Raw genomic sequence first — 18,477 nt, 5'->3', positions numbered from 1 at the left:
TGGTGCACGGAGGCGGCGAGGAGCGGGTTTGCTGGTCTGGAGCTGTCCTGTAGAAGGACGTCTCCGCATCATCCCTTGAATTGGTCATCCCCCGGTATGCCGAACAAACACAACGCCGACCGGCGGCGCCACATCCCGAAGATGCGGTTCCAGGTGACGAACTGGGCGGCGTATGAGGCCAGCCTGCGGCGGCTCTCGGTGAAGCCTTTCTTCGCTTGGCGCCGTCAGCGCAAGCTTTGCTTGCGTGAGAGGCGTGGTAGTCTGACGTTGTGGGTCAGCGACGCGGCTATCGCCGCCTGGCGGGCGGCGCCGCGCACGCCTCCGGGCGGTCAGGCGCGCTCTTCGGATACTGCGATTGAAACGGTCGTCATGGTCCGTCTCGTCTTCCGTCAACCGCTGCGCCAGACCGAAGGGCTGCTCAGCTCGTTGCGGGCAATCCTGGGCGTGGACCTACCGGTTCCCGATCACACCACGATCAGCCGGCGGGCGGCGCATCGAACCCCGGTGTTGGCCACGGCCCTGCAGAACGGGCCGGTCACGTTGGTGATCGACAGCACCGGGCTCAAGGTGTTTGGCGCTGGCGAGTGGCACCGCGACAAACACAGCGTGCGCGGCCTGCAGACCTGGCGCAAGCTCCATGCAGGGCAACGAATCCAGGTTAACGGGGAGGTAGGCCGAGGATGATCTTCATGTATCGGACGTCCCATCCTGCGGCCTTGCGCCTGAGTTTGAGAGATTTTTTGTCGGCGACGGTGCGGACGAGGTTGATGGCGAAGTGCCTGACGACGGCCATGTTTTTGGCTCCATGTCCGGTGCGCAGGCGGGCTTGGTCCTCGCGGAAGACGACGTCGAGAACCCAATGCAGGCGGTTTTCGATGCCCCAATGGCCTCGGACGGCTGTGGCTGCGGCTTCAGCGGTGAGGTTGGCGGAAGAGATGTAGTAGCGGGTGTCGGCGCGGCATCGGTCCTTGAGTTCGGTTTTCGAGCGCACTTCAATGATCGTCGCCACGCCGGGGAGACGGAGTTCACCGGGAAAGCGGCGGTCGCCATCGAGCCAATCGGCCTCGTGGCTGACGGTCACGGCGCGCCCCTCGATGCGGCCGTGCCCTTTGTCCCACTCTGTGACGGTATCGACGATCCCGGCTGGGGCGGAGGTGAAATAGGCCTCGATTTCGGTCCGCAGGGTCGGTTGGTTGGCTTTCACCGCCAGCAGATAGTCGGCCCCCGCCTCCTTGATGGCGGTGGCGATGGTGGCGTTGCAGGCGATGGCGTCGATCGAGACGGTCGGTCCTTTTATGCCGCCATCGGCGGCAAGGCGTTGCAGAAGCAGCGGAATGGCGCTGGTTTCGTCGGATTTGTCGGAAACCGCCTCTTGCCCCAGAACCAGACGGGCGGTGGTGGCGAAGGCCGAAACCAGATGAAGCGGTGGCTTGCCGTCGCTGCGATCATGGCTGCGGCGGGAGGTCTTGCCGTCGATGGCGACGAAATCCGGTCGATCCGGCCACGTCTCCCGCACCCAGGCGGTGAAGCAGGCCGAAAACAGGCCGGGATCGATCCGGTTCATCAGCAGGGCAACTCCAACGACCGCCGGGAACGCCGTGGTGATAGGGCAGAATCTCGCGCAGGAACCCAAGATGCCCGTCGCCCCAGGCCGCGATGTGCTCGTAGTCGTCGCAATTGGCGATCGTGCCGCACACCACCAGCAACAACACCTCCGGCAATGGATGCGCCACCTTCCACGCTTCGCGAGGGTCTTCGATCTCCGAAAAATGCTCAAGCAACGCACGTAGGCGGGTTCTCTCTCCAAACGGCATCGGGCGGCTCCGGGCTGGGAAGACTCAGAGAATCACGCCAAACGCAAGCCGTAAACCGCATTAACCGGAGTTCCGCGCCCTGAAGCTCCATCTAGCAGGATCCCCATGGCCATGCCACGCATGATAGACAGCGTCAGAACTCATCATCGGCTGAGATACTGGCATGGTGGCAGGGCCTCAGGTGGTAGTGACTGCGGAGCAGATTGTGGGGCTGCGGGTTCTGGCACGGTCGGATCGGCGCGGCGAAGCGGATCGAGCGCGAGCGATCCTGTTGTCATTGGACGGTTGGACCAGCGAGCGGCTGAGCCTGGTTTTCGGGGTGGGCGCGGACAGCGTCCGACGGTGGCGGGTCTGGTTCAGCAAGGACGGCGTCGATGGCTTGCGGGCCTCACCGCCGCCGGGGCGCACTCCGGCCAAGGGCGAATGGGCGGTTGCCGTCGCCGAGGAGGTGTTGCGGATGGATTTCATCGTCCTCGACGAACTCGCTTACCTGCCATTCGCCCAGTCCGGCGGTCAGCTGCTGTTCCATCTGATCAGCCGACTTTACGAGCGCAGCTCCGTGATTGTCACCACCAACCTGGCGTTCGGTGAATGGCCGTCGGTCTTCGGCGACGCCAAGATGACCACCGCCCTGCTTGACCGGCTCACCCACCACGGCGAGATCCTCGAGACCGGCAACGAAAGCTGGCGCTTCAAGAACCGAGCCTGACCTGGGTCACCCAGGTCGCCCACAGCGCCTCCCCGCGCGTGCCGCTCCGTCGCAGATGAGGGCACTGCGCGGCACGCGCGGGTCCCCTCCTCCATGGACGACCTGGGCGACAAGTCCTCACCAGCTCAGCGGGGTCCCTTTTCCACGCCGATCCAGGGTCCCTATCTCAAGCCGATTGTCCACCTTCTCGCCGTGGAGGATCGCGAAGCCGTAGATCTGCTTCAGAATATCGCGCACATGGATCGCCGTTGCCGGGGCTCCGCGTTCGACGATCTCGGTCAGCAGTTGGTTCCGCCACACAGGCAGAAGTTCGCGCTCGAAAATGGAGCGGCGCATGGCCCGGGTGCTGTCGGCCATCGGCGCGCTGGTGAGCCACTTCTCCCCGAACTCGCCGAAGCTTTTGGCCTCTTTGAGGCGGCGCTTCTCCCTCTGCTTTTCGATGGCGGGTGAGCGGCCGTCGTTGACCGCCCGCCGCGCGTCAAGGCAGAGCTCGCGAGACCGAGCGAGCGAGATCCCGTCCCGACCATACTTGCCGAGATAGACCGTTTCGCGTCGGCCGTTCAGCCGGTAGTCGAGCCTGAACGACACCGTGCCCGACGGGTCCACGCGCACATACATGCCGTCCCTGTCGGATCTTCTCTTTGGTTTTCAGTGCCTTGATCGCCGCATCGGTCAGCATCCCGTGTCACCTCTCAAAAAGTGCCGTCAGGCGGTTTTTGGGGGATCTCATCGGGAAAAGCGGCGCACAATCAGAAGTTTACGCCAAAAAAAGCACCGTCAGGAGCCGTGTTGCTCCTGACGGTGCTTTTGATTCTTGCGATCGTCAATATGGGCAAGGGCCGTCAGACGTGATCGCAGCCCACCGATAATCACCGATAGGTGATGGCAGAAATTTTTTTCTTTATCAGTTGGTTACGGTGTATTTTGGCGTGGTTTCAGATACCCTCGGACCGGCGTGAATCATTCCCACTCAATCGTCCCCGGCGGCTTGGACGTGATGTCGTAGACCACCCGGTTGACGCCGCGCACCTCGTTGACGATGCGGTTGGACACGCGGGCCAGGAACTCGTGCGGGAAATGATACCAATCGGCGGTCATGCCGTCGGTGGACGTCACCGCGCGCAGCGCCAGCACATGGTCGTAGGTGCGGCCATCGCCCATCACGCCGACTGTGCGCACCGGCAGCAACACGGCGAAGGCTTGCCAGATCGCGTCGTACAGACCGGCGTTGCGGATTTCCTCCAGATAGACCGTGTCGGCCTTGCGCAGGATCTCCAGCTTTTCCGGGGTGATCTCGCCGGGGATGCGGATCGCCAGACCGGGGCCGGGGAAGGGGTGGCGGCCGATGAAGGATTGCGGCAGGCCAAGCTCGCGGCCCAGCGCCCTGACCTCATCCTTGAACAGCTCGCGCAGCGGCTCGACCAGCTTCAGCTTCATGCGGTCGGGCAGGCCGCCGACATTGTGGTGCGACTTGATGGTGACGGACGGGCCGCCGGTGAAGGACACGCTTTCGATCACGTCGGGGTACAGGGTGCCCTGGGCCAGGAACTGCGCCCCGCCGATCTTGTGGCTTTCCTCGTCGAACACGTCGATGAACAGGCCGCCGATGATCTTGCGCTTTTGCTCCGGGTCGGTGACGCCCGCCAGCTTGCCCAGGAACATCTCGGACGCGTTCCGGTGGATCAGCGGGATGTTGTAATGGTCGCGGAACAGGGTCACGACCTCGTCGGCCTCACCCGCCCGCATCAGGCCGGTGTCGACGAAAATGCAGGTCAACTGAGCGCCGATGGCCTCGTGAATCAGAACCGCCGCGACCGACGAATCGACGCCGCCCGACAGGCCGCAGATCACCTTGCCGTCGCCGACCTGGGCGCGGATCTTGGCGATGGCCTGCTGTTTGAAGGCGGCCATCGTCCAATCGCCCTTCAGCCCGGCGACGCCATGGACGAAATTCGCCAGAAGCTGCGCGCCGTGCGGGGTGTGGACGACCTCCGGGTGGAACTGCACGCCGTAGAGGCGGCGGTCGTCGTCGGCGATGACGGCGTAGGGCGCGCCGTCGCTGACCGCGACCACGCGGAAGCCGGGCGGGATCGCGGTGACGCGGTCGCCATGGCTCATCCACACCTGCTCGCGCGCGCCGACGGCCCACAGCCCATCGAACAGGGCGCAGTTTTCGGTGATCTCGATGAAGGCGCGCCCAAACTCGCGATGGTCGGAGCCGGAGACGTTGCCGCCCAACTGCTGGCACATCGTCTGCTGGCCATAGCAAATGCCGAGCACCGGCACGCCAAGGTCAAACACAGCTTGAGGAGCGCGCGGCCCGTTCTCCTCGGTGACGGAGGCCGGGCTGCCGGACAGGATCACCGCCTTCGGGCCATAGGCGTGGATGTTCTCCGCGCTCATGCTGAAGGGGTGGATCTCGCAATAGACGCCAGTCTCACGCACGCGGCGCGCGATCAACTGGGTCACTTGCGATCCGAAATCGAGAATAAGAACGCGCTCGTTGGAAAGCGGGGCGTTGGAAAGAGAAGCTGCGGCGGTCGACATCGACGAATCCTGATGCGGGGGACTCAAGGCCTGTGTCTACCGCAACTCCGGCCCTGCGGACAAGCGCGCAAGCGGGGCAAGGTCGCGCCAGCCATAGGCGACCTCCAGCAAAGACGCCCCGGCGAAGCGGATTGGCCGCTCGGCGATGCGGACGCCGCCCAACCGTTCGTAGAACCAGCGCGACGGGTTGTCGCTCAGGCACCAGACGGCGGCGGAGCCGACGTTGGCGGCCAGCATCCGTTCGGCCATCGCCGCCATCAACCGCCGCCCGATGCCCAGCCCCTTGGCCTCGTCCAACAGATAGAGCGCGTGGAACTCGCCCGCGTAATCCTCCATCGCCGTCCGCCACGCGCCGAAGGAGGCGATGCCGACGATGGTTCCCGGCGTCCGGTCTGGGGTGAGATGGCCGGTGGCGTCCACGGCGACCATCGCGCCATGGCCCGGGCCGCGCGCTTCGGCCAACGCCCGCCAGCGGGCCGCCGCCGCCGGTTCCGACAGGCCGACCAGAAAGGAATCGGGGATCAGGCCGGGGTAGGTGGAGCGCCAGCTTTGGACATGAACGCGGGCGATGCCCGCCGCGTCGGTGGCGTGAGCCTCCCGGACCGCGACCGTCGTTTCCGTCATCGACCGTCCTCCGAACCGTGTCTTCGGTGTTGGTCAGTCTGAACCATGGGCCGGGGAAGTCCAGCCGGAAAAGAGGCTTGGGCTGGTGGGACATCGACCAAGGTTGTTTTGGCGGCGCAACACGGGTACACAGCGCAGACGGACCGTTGCGGGCCAACCAGCCCGTCCTGTCTGTTCGTGTTCTGCCTGGCCCTGTGCGCCGGGTGGCCCCGGAGGCCGGATTTTCATGTACTCCTCGCCCACGCTGTCCCGTTACATCGGCCGCCAGTTCGTCATCTGGTTTTGCCTGCTGATGGTGATTCTGCTGTCCATCGTGCTGCTGCTCGACGTTGTCGAGCTGTTGCGGCGCGCCGGAACCAAGCCGCACGTCACCTTTGGCCTGGTCGTGCAGATGGCGTTTCTGAAGCTGCCGGAGATTGGGCAGCAAATCTTTCCGTTCGTCATTCTTTTCGCCGGAATGTTCACCTTCTGGCGGCTGACCCGCAGCGCCGAGCTGGTGGTGGCGCGGGCCGTCGGGGTGTCGGCTTGGCAGTTTCTGATGCCGGTGTTGATCGCGGCGGCGGCCATTGGTGTGGTCAAGGTGACGATCATCAACCCGGTTGGCGCCGTGTTCATCGCCAAATACGATCAACTTCAAGATCGCTATCTGAAGATGAAATCAAGTTCACTGAACATATCGCGCAATGGGCTGTGGTTGCGTCAGAACAATGACGGCGAGCAATTTTTCATTCATGCGGATTTGGTCAACCCGATTACGTTCGATCTGACAAACGTGATTGTTTTCTTTTTTGACTCCGATCAAACTTATTTGGGTCGCCTGGATTCATTGAACGCAAATTTGAAAGATCGCAAGTGGGTGTTGCAGGACGCCGTGTTGAGCCGTCCCAAAAAGGATCCAGAGAAACACGCGACCTACACCATTCCGACCGAACTGGACATGGCGACGATCGAGGAAAGCTTCGCGCCGCCGGAAACCATTTCCTTTTGGGATTTGCCGCGCTTCATCCACACGCTGGAAACCACCGGATTTCCGGCGGTGCGCCATCGCCTGCATTACCAATCCCTGCTGTCGCAACCCTTCCTGTTTCTGGCCATGGTCTTGTTCGCCGCCGTCTTTTCGCTGCGGATGCCGCGTCGCGGCGGCACCATGACGATGGTGACGGGCGGTGTTCTGACGGGGTTTGTGCTGTTCGTCATGACCGACGTCATCCGCACCTTTGGCATGTCGGAAACCATCCCGGTTCTGATGGCGGCCTGGAGTCCGGCGGGAATCAGTCTGCTGCTTGGCACGGCGCTGCTGTTGCATCTTGAGGATGGCTGATGATGCCGGGCCGTTCGCCGCGCCGGACGGCTGTAGGATTCCGTTTACACGACACCTAAGCCCGCCGTATGAACGGGCAACCTGTTTTGGGAGCTGGAGCACCATGCCGAGTTTGCGTTCCGTCCGGTCGGCCTTCGCGGTGGCGACCGCCTGTGTCGCCTTGGCCCTTCCCGCCACGGCGCAGACGTCGAAGGGCGCGAGTCCTGCTGGCAAGGCCCAGAGCGGTCCCGCAGCGGGGGGCAGCGAACGAATCGCCGCCGTCGTGAACGAAGACGCGATTTCCATGTCCGACGTCAACGCCCGCATTCGTCTGGCTTTGCTCAACTCGGGCAGTCAGGAAAGCCAGGAGATCAGGCAGCGTCTGGCTCCACAGGTCGTGCGCCAGCTCATTGATGAGCGCTTGCAGCTTCAAGAGGCCAAGAGGAACGGCGTCACCATCCCTCAGTCGGAGATCGACGACGCGATCAAGCGCATCGCGGACCAGAACCGGATGGGGCGCTCCCAACTTGACGGGTTGCTGAAAAGCCGTGGAATTCCGCAATCGGCGCTCGTCGAGCAGGTGCGCGCCCTGCTGGCGTGGCAACGTGTGATGCAGCGCCGCATCCGTCAGGAAATCACCATCAGCGACGACGAGATCGACGCGGCGACGGCGCGGATCAAGGCCAACATCGGCAAGCCGGAATATCTGGTGGCGGAAATCTTCCTGGCTGTGGACAGCCCGGACCAGGAGGACGAGGTGCGCCGCACCGCCGATCGTCTGGTCGATGAGGTTCGGCGCGGCGGCAATTTCCCGGCGTTGGCCCGGCAATTTTCGCAATCCGCCGGGGCGGCGTCCGGCGGCGATCTGGGGTGGGTCCGCACCGGCGAATCGTCGGCTGAGGTGGACAAGGCGCTGACGGGCATGCGGACGGGACAGCTTTCCGCGCCGATTCGCACGGCGACCGGCTATCACATCCTGTTGGTGCGTGGCCAACGGGCCTTCGGCAGCAGTGGCGGCGAAGAGATGCCCGCGCCGCCGCCGCCGCAGGCTCCGCGCCCGCAGCCGCGCCCGGACATCGCCAAGGCCACGGTCAACATGAAGCAGATCGTGATTCCCATCGAATCCAAGGAGGCGGCGAAGGGAGTCAAGGATCAGGCCGAGGCCCTGCGCAAATCCATCAAGAGCTGCGGCGATTTCGAGGCCAAGGCCAAGGCGGGCGGCGTTCCGGAATCGGGCGACATGGGAACCTTGAAGGTCAGGGATCTGCCGCAAGGACTGCAACAATTGGCCGTCGGCATTCCGCTGGGGCAACCCAGCCCGGTTTTGATGAGCCAAGCCGCCGCCGTGATTCTGATCGTCTGCAAACGTGACGTTCCGATGATCCAGCCGCCAGCGGAGGCTCAGCCCAAGCCGGTGGCGGCTCCCCCGCCGCCGCCGCCGCCTTCGTCCAAGGAGGTCAAGATGCCGAGTCGGGACGAGATCGAGCGGGAGCTGGTTGGCGAACGCGCCGATCTTCTGGCCCGCCGCTACCTGCGCGATCTGCGTCGCTCGGCCTTTGTCGAGATGCGCGGCGAGGCGCGGAACTGATGACGGTCCCGTCGAATCGTCTGCCGCTGGCCGTCACCATGGGCGAGCCGGCGGGGGTCGGCGGGGACATCGCGTTGAAAATTTGGGTGGAACGCCGGGCATCCGGGGTTCCACCCTTTTTTCTGATCGATTCACCGGATCGGCTGTCGGCCTTGGCCGCGCGGTTGGGGCTGGACGTTCCGCTGCGCGCGCTGTCGTCAGCGGCGGACGCGGTCGGCTGCTTTGACGACGCCTTGCCGGTGCTTGCGCTGGAACTGCCGACTCCGGTGGTTGCCGGGCGCCCCGATCCGGCCAATGGGGCGGCGGTGATCGCCAGCATCGACCGGGCGGTGGCGCTGGTTCAGGCGGGGGAGGCGGCCGCCATCGTCACCAACCCCATTCAGAAATCCGCGCTCTACGCCGCTGGATTCCGCCATCCCGGCCACACCGAATATCTGGCCCATCTCGCCGGTCTGACGGACGAGCCGATCATGATGCTGGCCTCGGCGGACCTGCGGGTGATTCCCGTCACCATCCATGTTTCGTTGCGCGACGCGGTCAATCAACTGTCAACCGCCGCCATTGTCCACGCCGGGCGGGTTGCGGCGGCGGCGTTGACCCGTGATTTCGGCATCGCTCAACCGCGTCTGGCGGTGGCCGGGCTTAATCCGCACGCGGGCGAGGGCGGGGCGATGGGGCGGGAGGAGATCGAGATCATCACCCCCGCCATCGAGGCGCTGCGGGCGGAGGGGATCGCGGCGTTCGGGCCGCGCCCGTCCGACACGCTGTTCCACGCGGCGGCGCGGTCGGGCTTCGACGCCGCGCTGTGCATGTATCACGATCAGGCGCTGATTCCGTTGAAGACCATTGATTTCGACAGCGGCGTCAACATCACGCTGGGGCTGCCCTTTGTGCGGACCTCGCCCGATCACGGCACGGCCCTGGACATTGCGGGCACGGGCAAAGCCAGCGCGGTCAGCCTGTTGGCGGCGCTGAAAACCGCTGACGCCATGGCGCGCAATCGTCGTCGGCTGGGCTGACTCGGCTGGGCTGACAGCGAGCCGCAGAAACATCTCAAAGGAAAAGGGCGGCGGAGGCGTTGAACGTCTCCGCCGCCGTATTTTTAGCCGCGTTCGTCCGGGTCGTACAGGGTCGGGCCGCTCTGCGGGCTTTGAGACTCGTGATAGTTGGCGGGTGTTTCGCGGTGATGGTGCGCGCGGGCGATGAAGGGGGCCAAATCCTGCAACTCAATGAAGTTGTCGGCTTGGCGGCGCAACTCGTCGGCGACCATGGGCGGCTGCGAGCGCACGGTGCTGATGACGCTGACGCGCACGCCCTTGCGCTGAACCGCTTCGACCAGACGGCGGAAATCGCCATCGCCGGAGAACAGCAGGATGTGATCGAGGTGTTCGGCCATCTCCATGACGTCGATGGCCAGCTCGATGTCCATGTTTCCCTTGATCTTTCGGCGACCGGACGCGTCGGTGAACTCCTTGGTCGGCTTCGTGACCATGGTGTAGCCGTTGTAGTCCAACCAATCAACCAAGGGGCGAATCGGCGAGTATTCCTGATCTTCCACCAACGCCGTGTAGTAGAAAGCGCGCATCAAGCGCCCTTCTCCGGCGAAGCCGTCACGCAACCTCTTGTAGTCAATATCGAATCCCAAAGAGCGTGCGGCGGCGTACAGATTGGCTCCATCAATGAAAAGAGCGAGACGCTCCTCTTTATAAAACAACTTGCTGACGTCGCGCGGCAAAGTCGTGCTACGATCCAATGTCTTAATCCTTTCGGGATAGCATCGAGTATATGATACGGATATCGACAATTTCGGTATTCCGACTTCCAAATTAGTGTATGTGGGGCCGCCAAACAAGGGGCAGAGACCCTGATACGGCAGTCAGCGGCAAAGACCGGCGCGTTTTTTGGATAATTTCGGATCGCGCTTGCGTCACCCGGATCGCATCAATATAGTCAAGAACCTCCTTTAGAGCCGGAGTTCGTTTGGCATGGCCCGCGTTACCGTTGAAGATTGCGTCCTGAAGGTTTCCAACCGTTTTGAGCTGGTCATGATGGCCGCTCAACGCGCCCGTGAGGTGGCGTCCGGCGCCCCTCTGTCGATTGAGCGCGACAACGACAAGAATCCGGTCGTGGCGCTGCGCGAGATCGCCGATGAAACGGTGTCGCTTGAGTATCTCAAGAACGCGCTCATCAAGGGCCACCAGAAGCATGTCGAACCCGACGAGCCGGAAGAGGAAATCGTCGAGTTGATGGCCGGTGAAAATGACTGGGCCGCGCGCGGCGCCAACATGGGCGACGAAGACGGCATGAGCGAGACGGATGGCGAGGAGGAGGACGGCGCGGCCGACCTCGACGCCGAGCCGGACGCCGGTTTGTCCCTGGCCGAGGATGGCGACGGAGATCTCTGATCCTGACCAACGACGATTGGGCTTGCGTTAGGGCGGGGGGCGGTCTGCCCCCCTTCGGTTCACTCCACACCGAGGCGCCACACGCGCCGGGTCGGGCGTCATGATCCGGCAGTATGAACTTGTTGAGCGCGTCAAGGCGTATGATCCCTCGGCGGACGAGGATCTTCTCAACCGCGCCTATGTCTATTCAATGAAGGCGCACGGGTCGCAGACTCGCGCCTCCGGCGATCCTTACTTTCTGCACCCGTTGGAAGTCGCGGGCATCCTGACCCAAATGAAGCTGGACGCGGGCACCATCGCCACCGCGCTTCTTCACGACACGGTCGAGGACACGGTCGCCACGCTGGAAGACATCGAACGGGTCTTCGGCAAGGAAATCGCCCGGCTGGTCGATGGCGTCACCAAGCTGTCCCGCCTGGAATTGCACAGCGAACAGGCCAAGCAGGCGGAGAATTTCCGCAAGCTGGTGCTGGCGATGTCGGAAGACATCCGCGTGCTGCTGGTCAAGCTGGCCGACCGGCTGCACAACATGCGCACGCTGTTCCACCTGAAAAAGCCGGAAAAGCGCAAACGCATCGCGCGCGAAACCATCGAAATCTACTCGCCCTTGGCCGAACGCATCGGCATGCACAAGATCAAGGATGAGTTGGACGATCTGGCTTTCGCCGAACTCAACCCCGACGCCCGCGACAGCATTCTCGCCCAGCTCGCCCGTCTGCGGGACGAGGGGCAAAGCCGCGTCCAGACCATCATCACCGAGTTGCAAGAACGGCTGGTTGGCGAGGGCATTCCCACGGCGACGGTGACGGGGCGCGAGAAATCCGCCTACTCGATCTGGCGCAAGCTGCAACGCAAGAATGTCAGCTTCGAGCAGCTTTCCGACATCATGGCGTTCCGCATCACCGTCGGAACCTTGCAGGAATGCTATCAGGCGCTGGGCATCGTCCACGCCCATTACCCGCTGATGCCGGGCCGCTTCAAGGATTACATCTCGACGCCGAAGCCCAACGGCTACCGCAGCCTGCACACCGGGGTGATCGGGCCGGGCCGCAACCGGATCGAGGTGCAGATCCGCACCCGCGACATGCACGAGATCGCCGAATTGGGCGTCGCCGCCCATTGGGCCTACAAGCAGGATCACCAGCCGAGCACCACCGGCGGCGAATATCGCTGGCTGCGCGAGCTGCTGGAGATCCTGGAGCATGCGCAAAAACCCGAAGAGTTCCTGGAACACACCAAGCTCGAACTGTTCCAGGAGCAGGTCTTCTGCTTCACGCCGAAGGGCGATTTGATCGCCTTGCCGCGCGGGGCGACTCCGGTCGATTTCGCCTACGCCGTCCATTCCCAGGTTGGCGATCATTGCGTCGGGGCCAAGATCAACGGGCGGATGCTGCCGCTGCGCAGCGTCCTGCAAAACGGCGATCAGGTCGACATCGTCACCTCGAAGGCGCAGACGCCGGTTCCCGGTTGGGAGCGTTTCGTCGTCACCGGCAAGGCCCGCGCCCGCATTCGCAAATTCCTGCGCACCCAGCAGCGGTCCCAGTACATCGAGCTTGGGCGCGGCATGCTGATGCGGCAGTTCAAGGCGGAAGGCTACGAGTTCAGCGAAAAGGCGCTCGACAACGTCATCAAGATCTTCCAGCAGCCGACGGCGGAGGATCTGATGGCCGGAGTCGGATCCGGCCTGCATTCGGTGCGCGAGGTCTTCCACGCGGTTTTCCCCGGCCACAAGGCGCAAACCGCCCCGGCGACGTTGCGCGAGTTGGACGACAAGACCACAAACGTCGTCAAGCTCAAGCCGAAGCCCAGCGGCAAACAACCGCCGATGCCGATCCGGGGGCTGATTCCCGGCATGGCGGTGCATTACGCCCGTTGCTGCCACCCGCTGCCCGGCGACCGCATCGTCGGCATCGTCACCACCGGCAAGGGCGTGACGATCCACACCATCGATTGCGAAACGTTGGAAAGCTTCCACGAATCACCGGAACGCTGGATCGACGTGTCGTGGGAAACCGGCCCGGATTCGCCCGAGGAGCATGTCGGGCGCCTGATGGTGTCCATCAGCAACGAGCAAGGCGCGCTCGGCACGCTGTTCACCGTGATCGGCAAGAATCAGGGCAACGTGATTCACCAGAAGATCACCAACCGCACCGCCGATTATTTCGATCTGCTGATCGACATCGACGTCAAGGACGCCAAGCATCTGACCAACATTATGGCGGCCCTGCGGGCGACTCCGGCGATTCATTCGGTGGAACGCGCGCGCGGGCGGTGAGAAGCACGCGCGCGTTTCTAGGTTTGGTTATCCACAGGTCTTTTGGCAGACTGTCCCAGAGTCGGGCCAGTTTCTTTTTCGCATGCAGTAAGCTTGCTCTTTGTCTCTCGTCATGATGCTTCTGATTTCCTTTACGAAATCAGCGCACTCATTCGAATCGATTGTGTATTTGCTTAAGCAGTTTTGGCACTCAAGCCCTCGAGAGTATCCACTTACTTGTGGCGGCGTGTATTGAGGGTATTGGGGATATTTTGAGTTGCCGGAGCAAGACGCTAATCCTAGGGGTAGAAAGATGATGAGCGTCTTTAAAAGTCTTCCAATTTTATGCGAATTCTCATAAGTATTACTTTGGCGATCCATGTTTTCCTCCGACATAAGAAAGATCATTTTCGTCGTAGCCTACATTTTTTAAGCATGAGTATCTATAGTCTCTCATGGAATTTATGTTTGAACTTGATATCCTGTTCGCTTTTATCGTGCATAACTCTATGTTTTCGACAGCTTTTCTGTCAAAAAACTCAACATCGTAGCTTGTTGATATTTTGTATTTGTTTATAAATGATTCTGGATAAAACTTGCTGTCGAATGGTACAATTGTATTTGCTGGAAACGTAACGCTTTTTTCCGCAGCATTTGCTTCGCGAATTTTTGAGCTAATCGCAAGGAGTTCAATAAATCTTTTAAATAAATCGACAACGACGCCGCTTCCAGGAAGCATTGGCGGTGGTACAAATGGACCATTGGAGTTATTACCTATGTAATTTCCCCAAATAGCTAGACCGATAATAAAAATTATGATTTGAGCAAATCTCGCCATGCGCATTAAATCCTATTTCGCAAGCCAATCTAATGTTGGAGTTTTAAAATTATTCCTTATGATTGTATCATATCAAGCGTATCCCCTTTTTGCGCCATCGCCTCGATACTCTCGCGTCATAATGCGTTTTTTCCGTTCAATGTTCAATTAATTTGTGACGCTTACGCGAAGGGTGACGCGACGCTCCGTCATCGCTATATAGACGGAATCGCCGCCGTTTTCGCGCGGTCGGGCGAGCCTTTGGAGTCCCGTGATGTCTCGTTTTCTGCGCCTTGGCGTGAACATCGACCATGTGGCCACCGTCCGCAACGCGCGCGGCGGGGCGCATCCCGATCCCGTGCGCGCGGCGTTGCTCGCCATCCAGGCCGGGGCCGACGGCATCACCGCCCATCTGCGCGAAGACCGGCGCCACATCATTGACCGCGACATTGAACGCTTGATGGCCGAGATCGACCGTCCGCTGAATTTTGAAATGGCGGCGACCGACGAGATGCTCGCCATCGCCCTGCGCCACACGCCGCACGCCGCCTGTCTGGTCCCGGAAAAACGCACCGAAGTGACGACCGAGGGTGGGCTGAACGCGGTTGGCGCGTTCGACTTCTTGACCCGTCCGATTGGCGCCTTGAACGACGCCGGGATTCGCGTGTCCTTGTTCATCGACCCCGAACCGGCGCAACTCGACGCCGCCAAGGCGCTGGGCGCGCCAGTGGTCGAACTCCACACGGGGGCCTATTGCGACGCCGAGGATCCGACGGAGCGCGCGCGCGAGCTGTCGCGCATCGTCCGCGCCGCCGCGCACGCCGAAGAGATCGGGCTGGAATGCCACGCCGGGCATGGGCTGACCTACGAGACGGTCGGGTCGGTCGCCGCCATTGGGACCATTGTTGAGCTGAACATCGGGCATTTCCTGGTGGGCGAGGCGATTTTCGGCGGGTTGGCCGACGCGATCCGCCGCATGCGCGCGGCGATGGACGCGGCGTGCCCATGACGGCGTTTGGCGCCTCCCTGTCCGGTGTGATTTTGGGCATCGGGAACGATCTGATCGACATTCGGCGCATTGAAAAATCGTTGGAGCGTTTCGGCGCGCGTTTCATCGACCGGGTGTTCACCGACATCGAGCAGGCGAAATCCGAACGCCGCGCCAGTTCCGCCGGGCGCCACAGCGCGCGGGCGTCGAGCTACGCCAAGCGTTTCGCCGCGAAGGAAGCCTGCTCCAAGGCGCTTGGCACCGGCTTTCGCGACGGCGTGTTCTGGCGCGACCTGGGGGTGGTCAATCTGCCCTCCGGCCAGCCGACGATGCGCTTGACCGGCGGCGCTCTGGCCCGGTTGGAGTCGATGACCCCGCCCGGCATGCGCCCCCGCATCCACGTCACGCTGACCGACGAATACCCGATGGCCGAAGCCTTCGTCATCATCAGCGCCGAAAGCCTGCCCCCCTCCGCACCCACCGAAACGGCGACCCCAGCATGACCTTCCAGAAGCAGACGGCGTCCGACGCCAAGCCCAAGGACTCCGGCCTCGTCGAAACGGTGAAAACGGTGGTCTTCGCCGTGCTGATCGCCTTCGGCGTCCGCACCTTCGCCTTCGAGCCGTTCAACATCCCGTCGGGGTCGATGATCCCGACCTTGCTGGTCGGCGACTATCTGTTCGTCTCGAAATTCTCCTACGGCTACAGCAAGCACACCGTGGCCTTCGGCATGCCGCTGTTCGAGGGGCGCGTGCTGGGCGGCCTGCCGGAGCGCGGCGACGTGGCGGTGTTCAAGCTGCCGCGCGACAACAAGACCGATTACATCAAGCGCGTCATCGGGTTGCCCGGCGAGACCATCCAGATGATCGGCGGCGTTCTGCACATCAATGGAAAGTCGGTAAAGCGAGAGCGGATTGAAGATTACGTCTCGCAGGACGCATTGGGGCGGACTGTCCGGACGGCCCAATTCCTTGAGACTCTGCCGAATGGCCGGGTTCACCGCATCATCGAGGAATCGGACAACGGCCCGCTCGACAACACCCCGGTCTTCAAGGTGCCGGACGGCCATCTGTTCATGATGGGCGACAACCGCGACAACTCGCTGGACAGCCGGGTGCCGGGGCAGGTCGGTTACGTGCCGGTGGAAAATCTGGTGGGCCGCGCCGAATTCCTGTTCTTCTCGCTCGACGAAGGCACCCGCTTCTTCGAGGTCTGGCGCTGGCCGGTCGATCTGCGCTTCAGCCGCCTGTTCAGCGGAGTCCGGTAATTGAGCGATTCGAACATGGTGGACGAGCACAACGGCGCTTTGGACGTTGCGGCGCTGGCCCGTTCGCTGGGGCATGAGTTCAATGATTTCAGTCTGTTGCAGGACGCCGTGACCCACCCCAGCCTGATGGGGTTGGAACGGACCTTGCGCGCCGGGCGCCGTCCGGGCAAGGGGCCGGGCATCGCCTATGAACGGCTGGAGTTTTTGGGCGACCGCGTGGTCGGCCTGATCGTCGCGGAATGGCTGCTGGAACGCTACCCGGACGAGCGGGAAGGGGCGCTGGCCAAGCGGCACGCCGCGCTGGTCCGCCGGGAATCGCTGGGCCGGGTCGCCGACCGCATCGGGTTGGGCGGCTACTTGCGCATGTCCCCCGCTGAGGTGCACAGTGGTGGCCGGAACAACCGGACCATCCTGGGCGACGCGTGCGAGGCGGTGATCGGCGCGCTCTATCTCGACGCCGGGCTGGACGTCGTGACGCGCTTCGTGCGCGAGTCGCTGGCCGAACAGATTGAAAAGCCGACTCCGCCGCCGCTCGATTCCAAGACGGCGTTGCAGGAATGGGCGCAGGGGCGCGGCAAGCCGTTGCCGCACTATGAATTGATTGAACAAAGCGGCCTGGCGCATGAGCCGGTGTTCGTCGTTGCGGTCCACGTCGAGGGGATGGAGACCGTCACCGGATCCGGCTCCTCCAAGCGTGTCGCGGAAAAGAAGGCGGCCAGCGCGTTGCTGAGCCAGGTGGGAGTGCAGGTCGATGACTGACGGTCGCGACGACATCGACAATGATTTCGATGATGAGTTCGAGGACGACGCGTTCGAGGGCGAAGGCGAGGACGGCGAAGAGGGTGACGACGACGAGGAGGACGCCCGTCCGGGCGTGCCGATCGCGCTGCCGCCGCTGGGCGCCATGCCGGAACATCCGCGTTGCGGTTTCGTCGCGCTGGTCGGCGCGCCCAACGCTGGGAAATCCACGCTGCTGAACGCGATGATCGGCAGCAAGGTGTCGATCGTCAGCCCGAAGGTGCAGACCACCCGCACCCGCGTTCTGGGCATCACCATCGTCGGCGACAGCCAACTGATTTTCGTCGACACGCCGGGCATCTTCAAGCCCAAGCGCCGGTTGGACCGCGCCATGGTCGCGGCGGCGTGGCAGGGGGCGGAGGACGCCGACGTGATCGGCGTGCTCTATGACGTCTCGCGCCGGGGCGTGGACGACGACACGCTGGGCATCGTCGCCCGCCTGAAGGATCAAGGCCGCAAGGCGATCTTGATCCTGAACAAGATTGATCTGGTCAAGCGCGACGTCCTGCTGGGCATCGCCGATGAGTTCCAGAAATCGGGCGTTTTCACCGACACCTTCATGATTTCGGCCTCGACCGAGGACGGCGTCGCCCATTTGAAGGCGTTTCTGTCCGCTGGCCTGCCGGATGGTCCGTGGCATTTCCCGGAGGATCAAATCTCCGACATGCCGATGCGTCTGCTGGCGGCGGAGATCACGCGGGAAAAGCTGTTCCTTCAGCTTCACCAGGAGCTTCCCTATTCCGCCACGGTCGAAACCGAGGTGTGGGAGGAGTTTGACGACGGATCGGTGAAGATCTCGCAGGTCATCTTCGTGCAGCGTGAAAGCCAGAAGGCCATCGTGCTGGGCAAGGGCGGTCAGCGCATCAAGTCGCTGGGGCAGGCGGCCCGCAGCGAATTGCAGAAGATGCTGGAACGCCGGGTGCACCTGATCCTGTTCGTCAAGGTGCGTGAAGGTTGGGTGGACGATCCCGAACGCTATTCGGCCTGGGGGCTGGATTTCGGGGCGTCGTAACGGGTGTTTTCGGGGGGCTGAGAGCGCCCCCCGACGCGCTGCGGCGTGTCTGTGACGGTCGCCCGACGACGCGCGTTTCGGGCGCTCCCAGACACATTCAAGGTCATGCGTCTTCGGGCAAACTTGAGGTGGCGACGGCGCCGCGCGGCAACGAACATGCCGAAGAGGCCGCTGTTGATGGAATTTTATCAATAAAATTCGATTCTCCTCCCATTTTGCAAAACGCATTTTCAATATGAGAGTTTTCTTGCGACGCAAACGAGCCTCGGCGTGAGCCTGCGTTGCGGAACTGCTTTGAAACACAGCGTTTTCCTGAAAATCCGCTTTGGCTGAATTCTTGCTGGACAGCCCTCG

At 62.6% G+C, this 18,477-nt stretch carries 17 protein-coding genes and 2 pseudogenes; 13 read left to right on the top strand and 6 right to left on the bottom strand.

From position 1 onward, the window contains the following. Positions 1–96 precede the first annotated feature (96 nt). A complete protein-coding gene (locus D3877_RS06160) occupies positions 97–684 on the top strand; it encodes a transposase (RefSeq protein ID WP_119829816.1) in 588 nt (195 codons plus the stop codon). Here the strand turns inward: D3877_RS06160 and D3877_RS06155 are convergent. After that, a pseudogene (locus D3877_RS06155) lies at positions 659–1,814 on the bottom strand (ISAs1 family transposase). The gene D3877_RS06160 and the pseudogene D3877_RS06155 overlap by 26 nt on opposite strands. 163 nt (positions 1,815–1,977) lie before the next feature. On the opposite strand from D3877_RS06155, the pseudogene D3877_RS30970 reads away from it, so the two are divergent. Next, a pseudogene (locus D3877_RS30970) lies at positions 1,978–2,187 on the top strand (helix-turn-helix domain-containing protein); the annotation flags it as partial. Between the two features lie 75 nt (positions 2,188–2,262). Continuing rightward, positions 2,263–2,523 carry an ATP-binding protein gene (locus D3877_RS30965; RefSeq protein WP_476561131.1) on the top strand — a complete coding sequence of 87 codons (261 nt, stop codon included), beginning with the start codon at positions 2,263–2,265 and terminating at the stop codon, positions 2,521–2,523. Positions 2,524–2,640: 117 nt separating this feature from the next. On the opposite strand, the gene D3877_RS06145 is transcribed toward D3877_RS30965, so the two are convergent. The 3 genes from D3877_RS06145 to D3877_RS06135 all read right to left on the bottom strand — a co-directional run bounded on the left by D3877_RS06145 (position 2,641) and on the right by D3877_RS06135 (position 5,694). After that, the gene (locus D3877_RS06145) at positions 2,641–3,135 is read right to left on the bottom strand and encodes an Arm DNA-binding domain-containing protein (RefSeq protein ID WP_238474752.1); all 495 of its coding nucleotides are present in this window, start codon (positions 3,133–3,135) and stop codon (positions 2,641–2,643) included. Between the two features lie 348 nt (positions 3,136–3,483). Then, positions 3,484–5,070: a glutamine-hydrolyzing GMP synthase gene (gene guaA / locus D3877_RS06140; RefSeq protein WP_119829815.1), complete on the bottom strand. Its 1,587-nt coding sequence runs from the start codon at positions 5,068–5,070 to the stop codon at positions 3,484–3,486. A gap of 36 nt (positions 5,071–5,106) precedes the next feature. Then, positions 5,107–5,694, bottom strand: a complete 588-nt coding sequence (locus D3877_RS06135; RefSeq protein WP_119829814.1) for a GNAT family N-acetyltransferase — start codon at positions 5,692–5,694, stop codon at positions 5,107–5,109. 103 nt (positions 5,695–5,797) lie between these two features. Here D3877_RS06135 and lptG point away from each other — a divergent pair, with 103 nt between their 5' ends. From lptG to pdxA, 3 genes are all read left to right on the top strand, one after another. Further along, a complete protein-coding gene (gene lptG / locus D3877_RS06130; protein ID WP_238474751.1) occupies positions 5,798–7,015 on the top strand; it encodes an LPS export ABC transporter permease LptG in 1,218 nt (405 codons plus the stop codon). 103 nt (positions 7,016–7,118) lie between these two features. After that, on the top strand, positions 7,119–8,582 hold the full coding sequence (locus D3877_RS06125; protein ID WP_119829812.1) for a peptidylprolyl isomerase: 1,464 nt from the start codon (positions 7,119–7,121) through the stop codon (positions 8,580–8,582). Further along, entirely contained in the window at positions 8,582–9,601 is a 1,020-nt protein-coding gene (pdxA, locus tag D3877_RS06120; protein ID WP_119829811.1) for a 4-hydroxythreonine-4-phosphate dehydrogenase PdxA, read from the top strand. Before D3877_RS06125 ends, pdxA begins: the two co-directional genes overlap by 1 nt. 83 nt (positions 9,602–9,684) lie before the next feature. Here pdxA and D3877_RS06115 read toward each other — a convergent pair whose 3' ends face one another. Then, complete coding sequence (locus tag D3877_RS06115) at positions 9,685–10,296, bottom strand: LabA-like NYN domain-containing protein (protein WP_119830818.1); 612 nt, start codon at positions 10,294–10,296, stop codon at positions 9,685–9,687. A gap of 271 nt (positions 10,297–10,567) precedes the next feature. Between D3877_RS06115 and rpoZ the strand changes: the two genes are divergently transcribed. Both rpoZ and D3877_RS06105 read left to right on the top strand, forming a co-directional pair. Continuing rightward, positions 10,568–10,987, top strand: coding sequence for a DNA-directed RNA polymerase subunit omega (gene rpoZ / locus D3877_RS06110; RefSeq protein ID WP_119829810.1), 420 nt, complete (start codon positions 10,568–10,570; stop codon positions 10,985–10,987). A 100-nt stretch (positions 10,988–11,087) separates the two neighbouring features. Beyond that, positions 11,088–13,262 carry a RelA/SpoT family protein gene (locus D3877_RS06105; protein WP_119829809.1) on the top strand — a complete coding sequence of 725 codons (2,175 nt, stop codon included), beginning with the start codon at positions 11,088–11,090 and terminating at the stop codon, positions 13,260–13,262. A 343-nt stretch (positions 13,263–13,605) separates the two neighbouring features. Here D3877_RS06105 and D3877_RS29305 read toward each other — a convergent pair whose 3' ends face one another. Next, positions 13,606–14,079 (bottom strand): hypothetical protein, encoded by a 474-nt coding sequence (locus D3877_RS29305; protein ID WP_147395089.1) that lies wholly within the window; start codon positions 14,077–14,079, stop codon positions 13,606–13,608. Positions 14,080–14,332: 253 nt separating this feature from the next. Between D3877_RS29305 and D3877_RS06100 the strand changes: the two genes are divergently transcribed. The 5 genes from D3877_RS06100 (at position 14,333) to era (ending at position 18,123) form a co-directional block, all read left to right on the top strand. Then, entirely contained in the window at positions 14,333–15,067 is a 735-nt protein-coding gene (locus D3877_RS06100; protein WP_119829808.1) for a pyridoxine 5'-phosphate synthase, read from the top strand. After that, positions 15,064–15,549, top strand: coding sequence for a holo-ACP synthase (gene acpS / locus D3877_RS06095; RefSeq protein WP_119829807.1), 486 nt, complete (start codon positions 15,064–15,066; stop codon positions 15,547–15,549). The genes D3877_RS06100 and acpS overlap by 4 nt, the downstream gene beginning before the upstream one ends. After that, positions 15,546–16,313: a signal peptidase I gene (gene lepB / locus D3877_RS06090; RefSeq protein WP_119829806.1), complete on the top strand. Its 768-nt coding sequence runs from the start codon at positions 15,546–15,548 to the stop codon at positions 16,311–16,313. Before acpS ends, lepB begins: the two co-directional genes overlap by 4 nt. A 15-nt stretch (positions 16,314–16,328) precedes the next feature. Next, positions 16,329–17,072, top strand: a complete 744-nt coding sequence (gene rnc / locus D3877_RS06085) for a ribonuclease III (protein ID WP_119830817.1) — start codon at positions 16,329–16,331, stop codon at positions 17,070–17,072. 145 nt (positions 17,073–17,217) lie between these two features. Continuing rightward, positions 17,218–18,123, top strand: coding sequence for a GTPase Era (era, locus tag D3877_RS06080; protein WP_119830816.1), 906 nt, complete (start codon positions 17,218–17,220; stop codon positions 18,121–18,123). The last annotated feature ends 354 nt before the right edge of the window (positions 18,124–18,477 follow it).

Origin of the sequence: Azospirillum cavernae (genome assembly GCF_003590795.1) — a bacterium.
Classification (GTDB): Bacteria; Pseudomonadota; Alphaproteobacteria; order Azospirillales; family Azospirillaceae; genus Azospirillum; species Azospirillum cavernae.
Note: the sequence above shows the minus strand (reverse complement) of the source record. Positions and strands in the feature narration are given on the sequence as shown.

Coding starts and splice junctions, on each gene's coding strand:
- D3877_RS06160 (WP_119829816.1), top strand. CDS start 97: ATGCCGAACAAACACAACGCCGACCGGCGGCGCCACATCCCGAAGATG.
- guaA (WP_119829815.1), bottom strand. CDS start 5,070: ATGTCGACCGCCGCAGCTTCTCTTTCCAACGCCCCGCTTTCCAACGAG.
- D3877_RS06135 (WP_119829814.1), bottom strand. CDS start 5,694: ATGACGGAAACGACGGTCGCGGTCCGGGAGGCTCACGCCACCGACGCG.
- D3877_RS06125 (WP_119829812.1), top strand. CDS start 7,119: ATGCCGAGTTTGCGTTCCGTCCGGTCGGCCTTCGCGGTGGCGACCGCC.
- pdxA (WP_119829811.1), top strand. CDS start 8,582: ATGACGGTCCCGTCGAATCGTCTGCCGCTGGCCGTCACCATGGGCGAG.
- rpoZ (WP_119829810.1), top strand. CDS start 10,568: ATGGCCCGCGTTACCGTTGAAGATTGCGTCCTGAAGGTTTCCAACCGT.
- D3877_RS06105 (WP_119829809.1), top strand. CDS start 11,088: ATGATCCGGCAGTATGAACTTGTTGAGCGCGTCAAGGCGTATGATCCC.
- D3877_RS29305 (WP_147395089.1), bottom strand. CDS start 14,079: ATGGCGAGATTTGCTCAAATCATAATTTTTATTATCGGTCTAGCTATT.
- D3877_RS06100 (WP_119829808.1), top strand. CDS start 14,333: ATGTCTCGTTTTCTGCGCCTTGGCGTGAACATCGACCATGTGGCCACC.
- acpS (WP_119829807.1), top strand. CDS start 15,064: ATGACGGCGTTTGGCGCCTCCCTGTCCGGTGTGATTTTGGGCATCGGG.
- lepB (WP_119829806.1), top strand. CDS start 15,546: ATGACCTTCCAGAAGCAGACGGCGTCCGACGCCAAGCCCAAGGACTCC.
- rnc (WP_119830817.1), top strand. CDS start 16,329: ATGGTGGACGAGCACAACGGCGCTTTGGACGTTGCGGCGCTGGCCCGT.
- era (WP_119830816.1), top strand. CDS start 17,218: ATGCCGGAACATCCGCGTTGCGGTTTCGTCGCGCTGGTCGGCGCGCCC.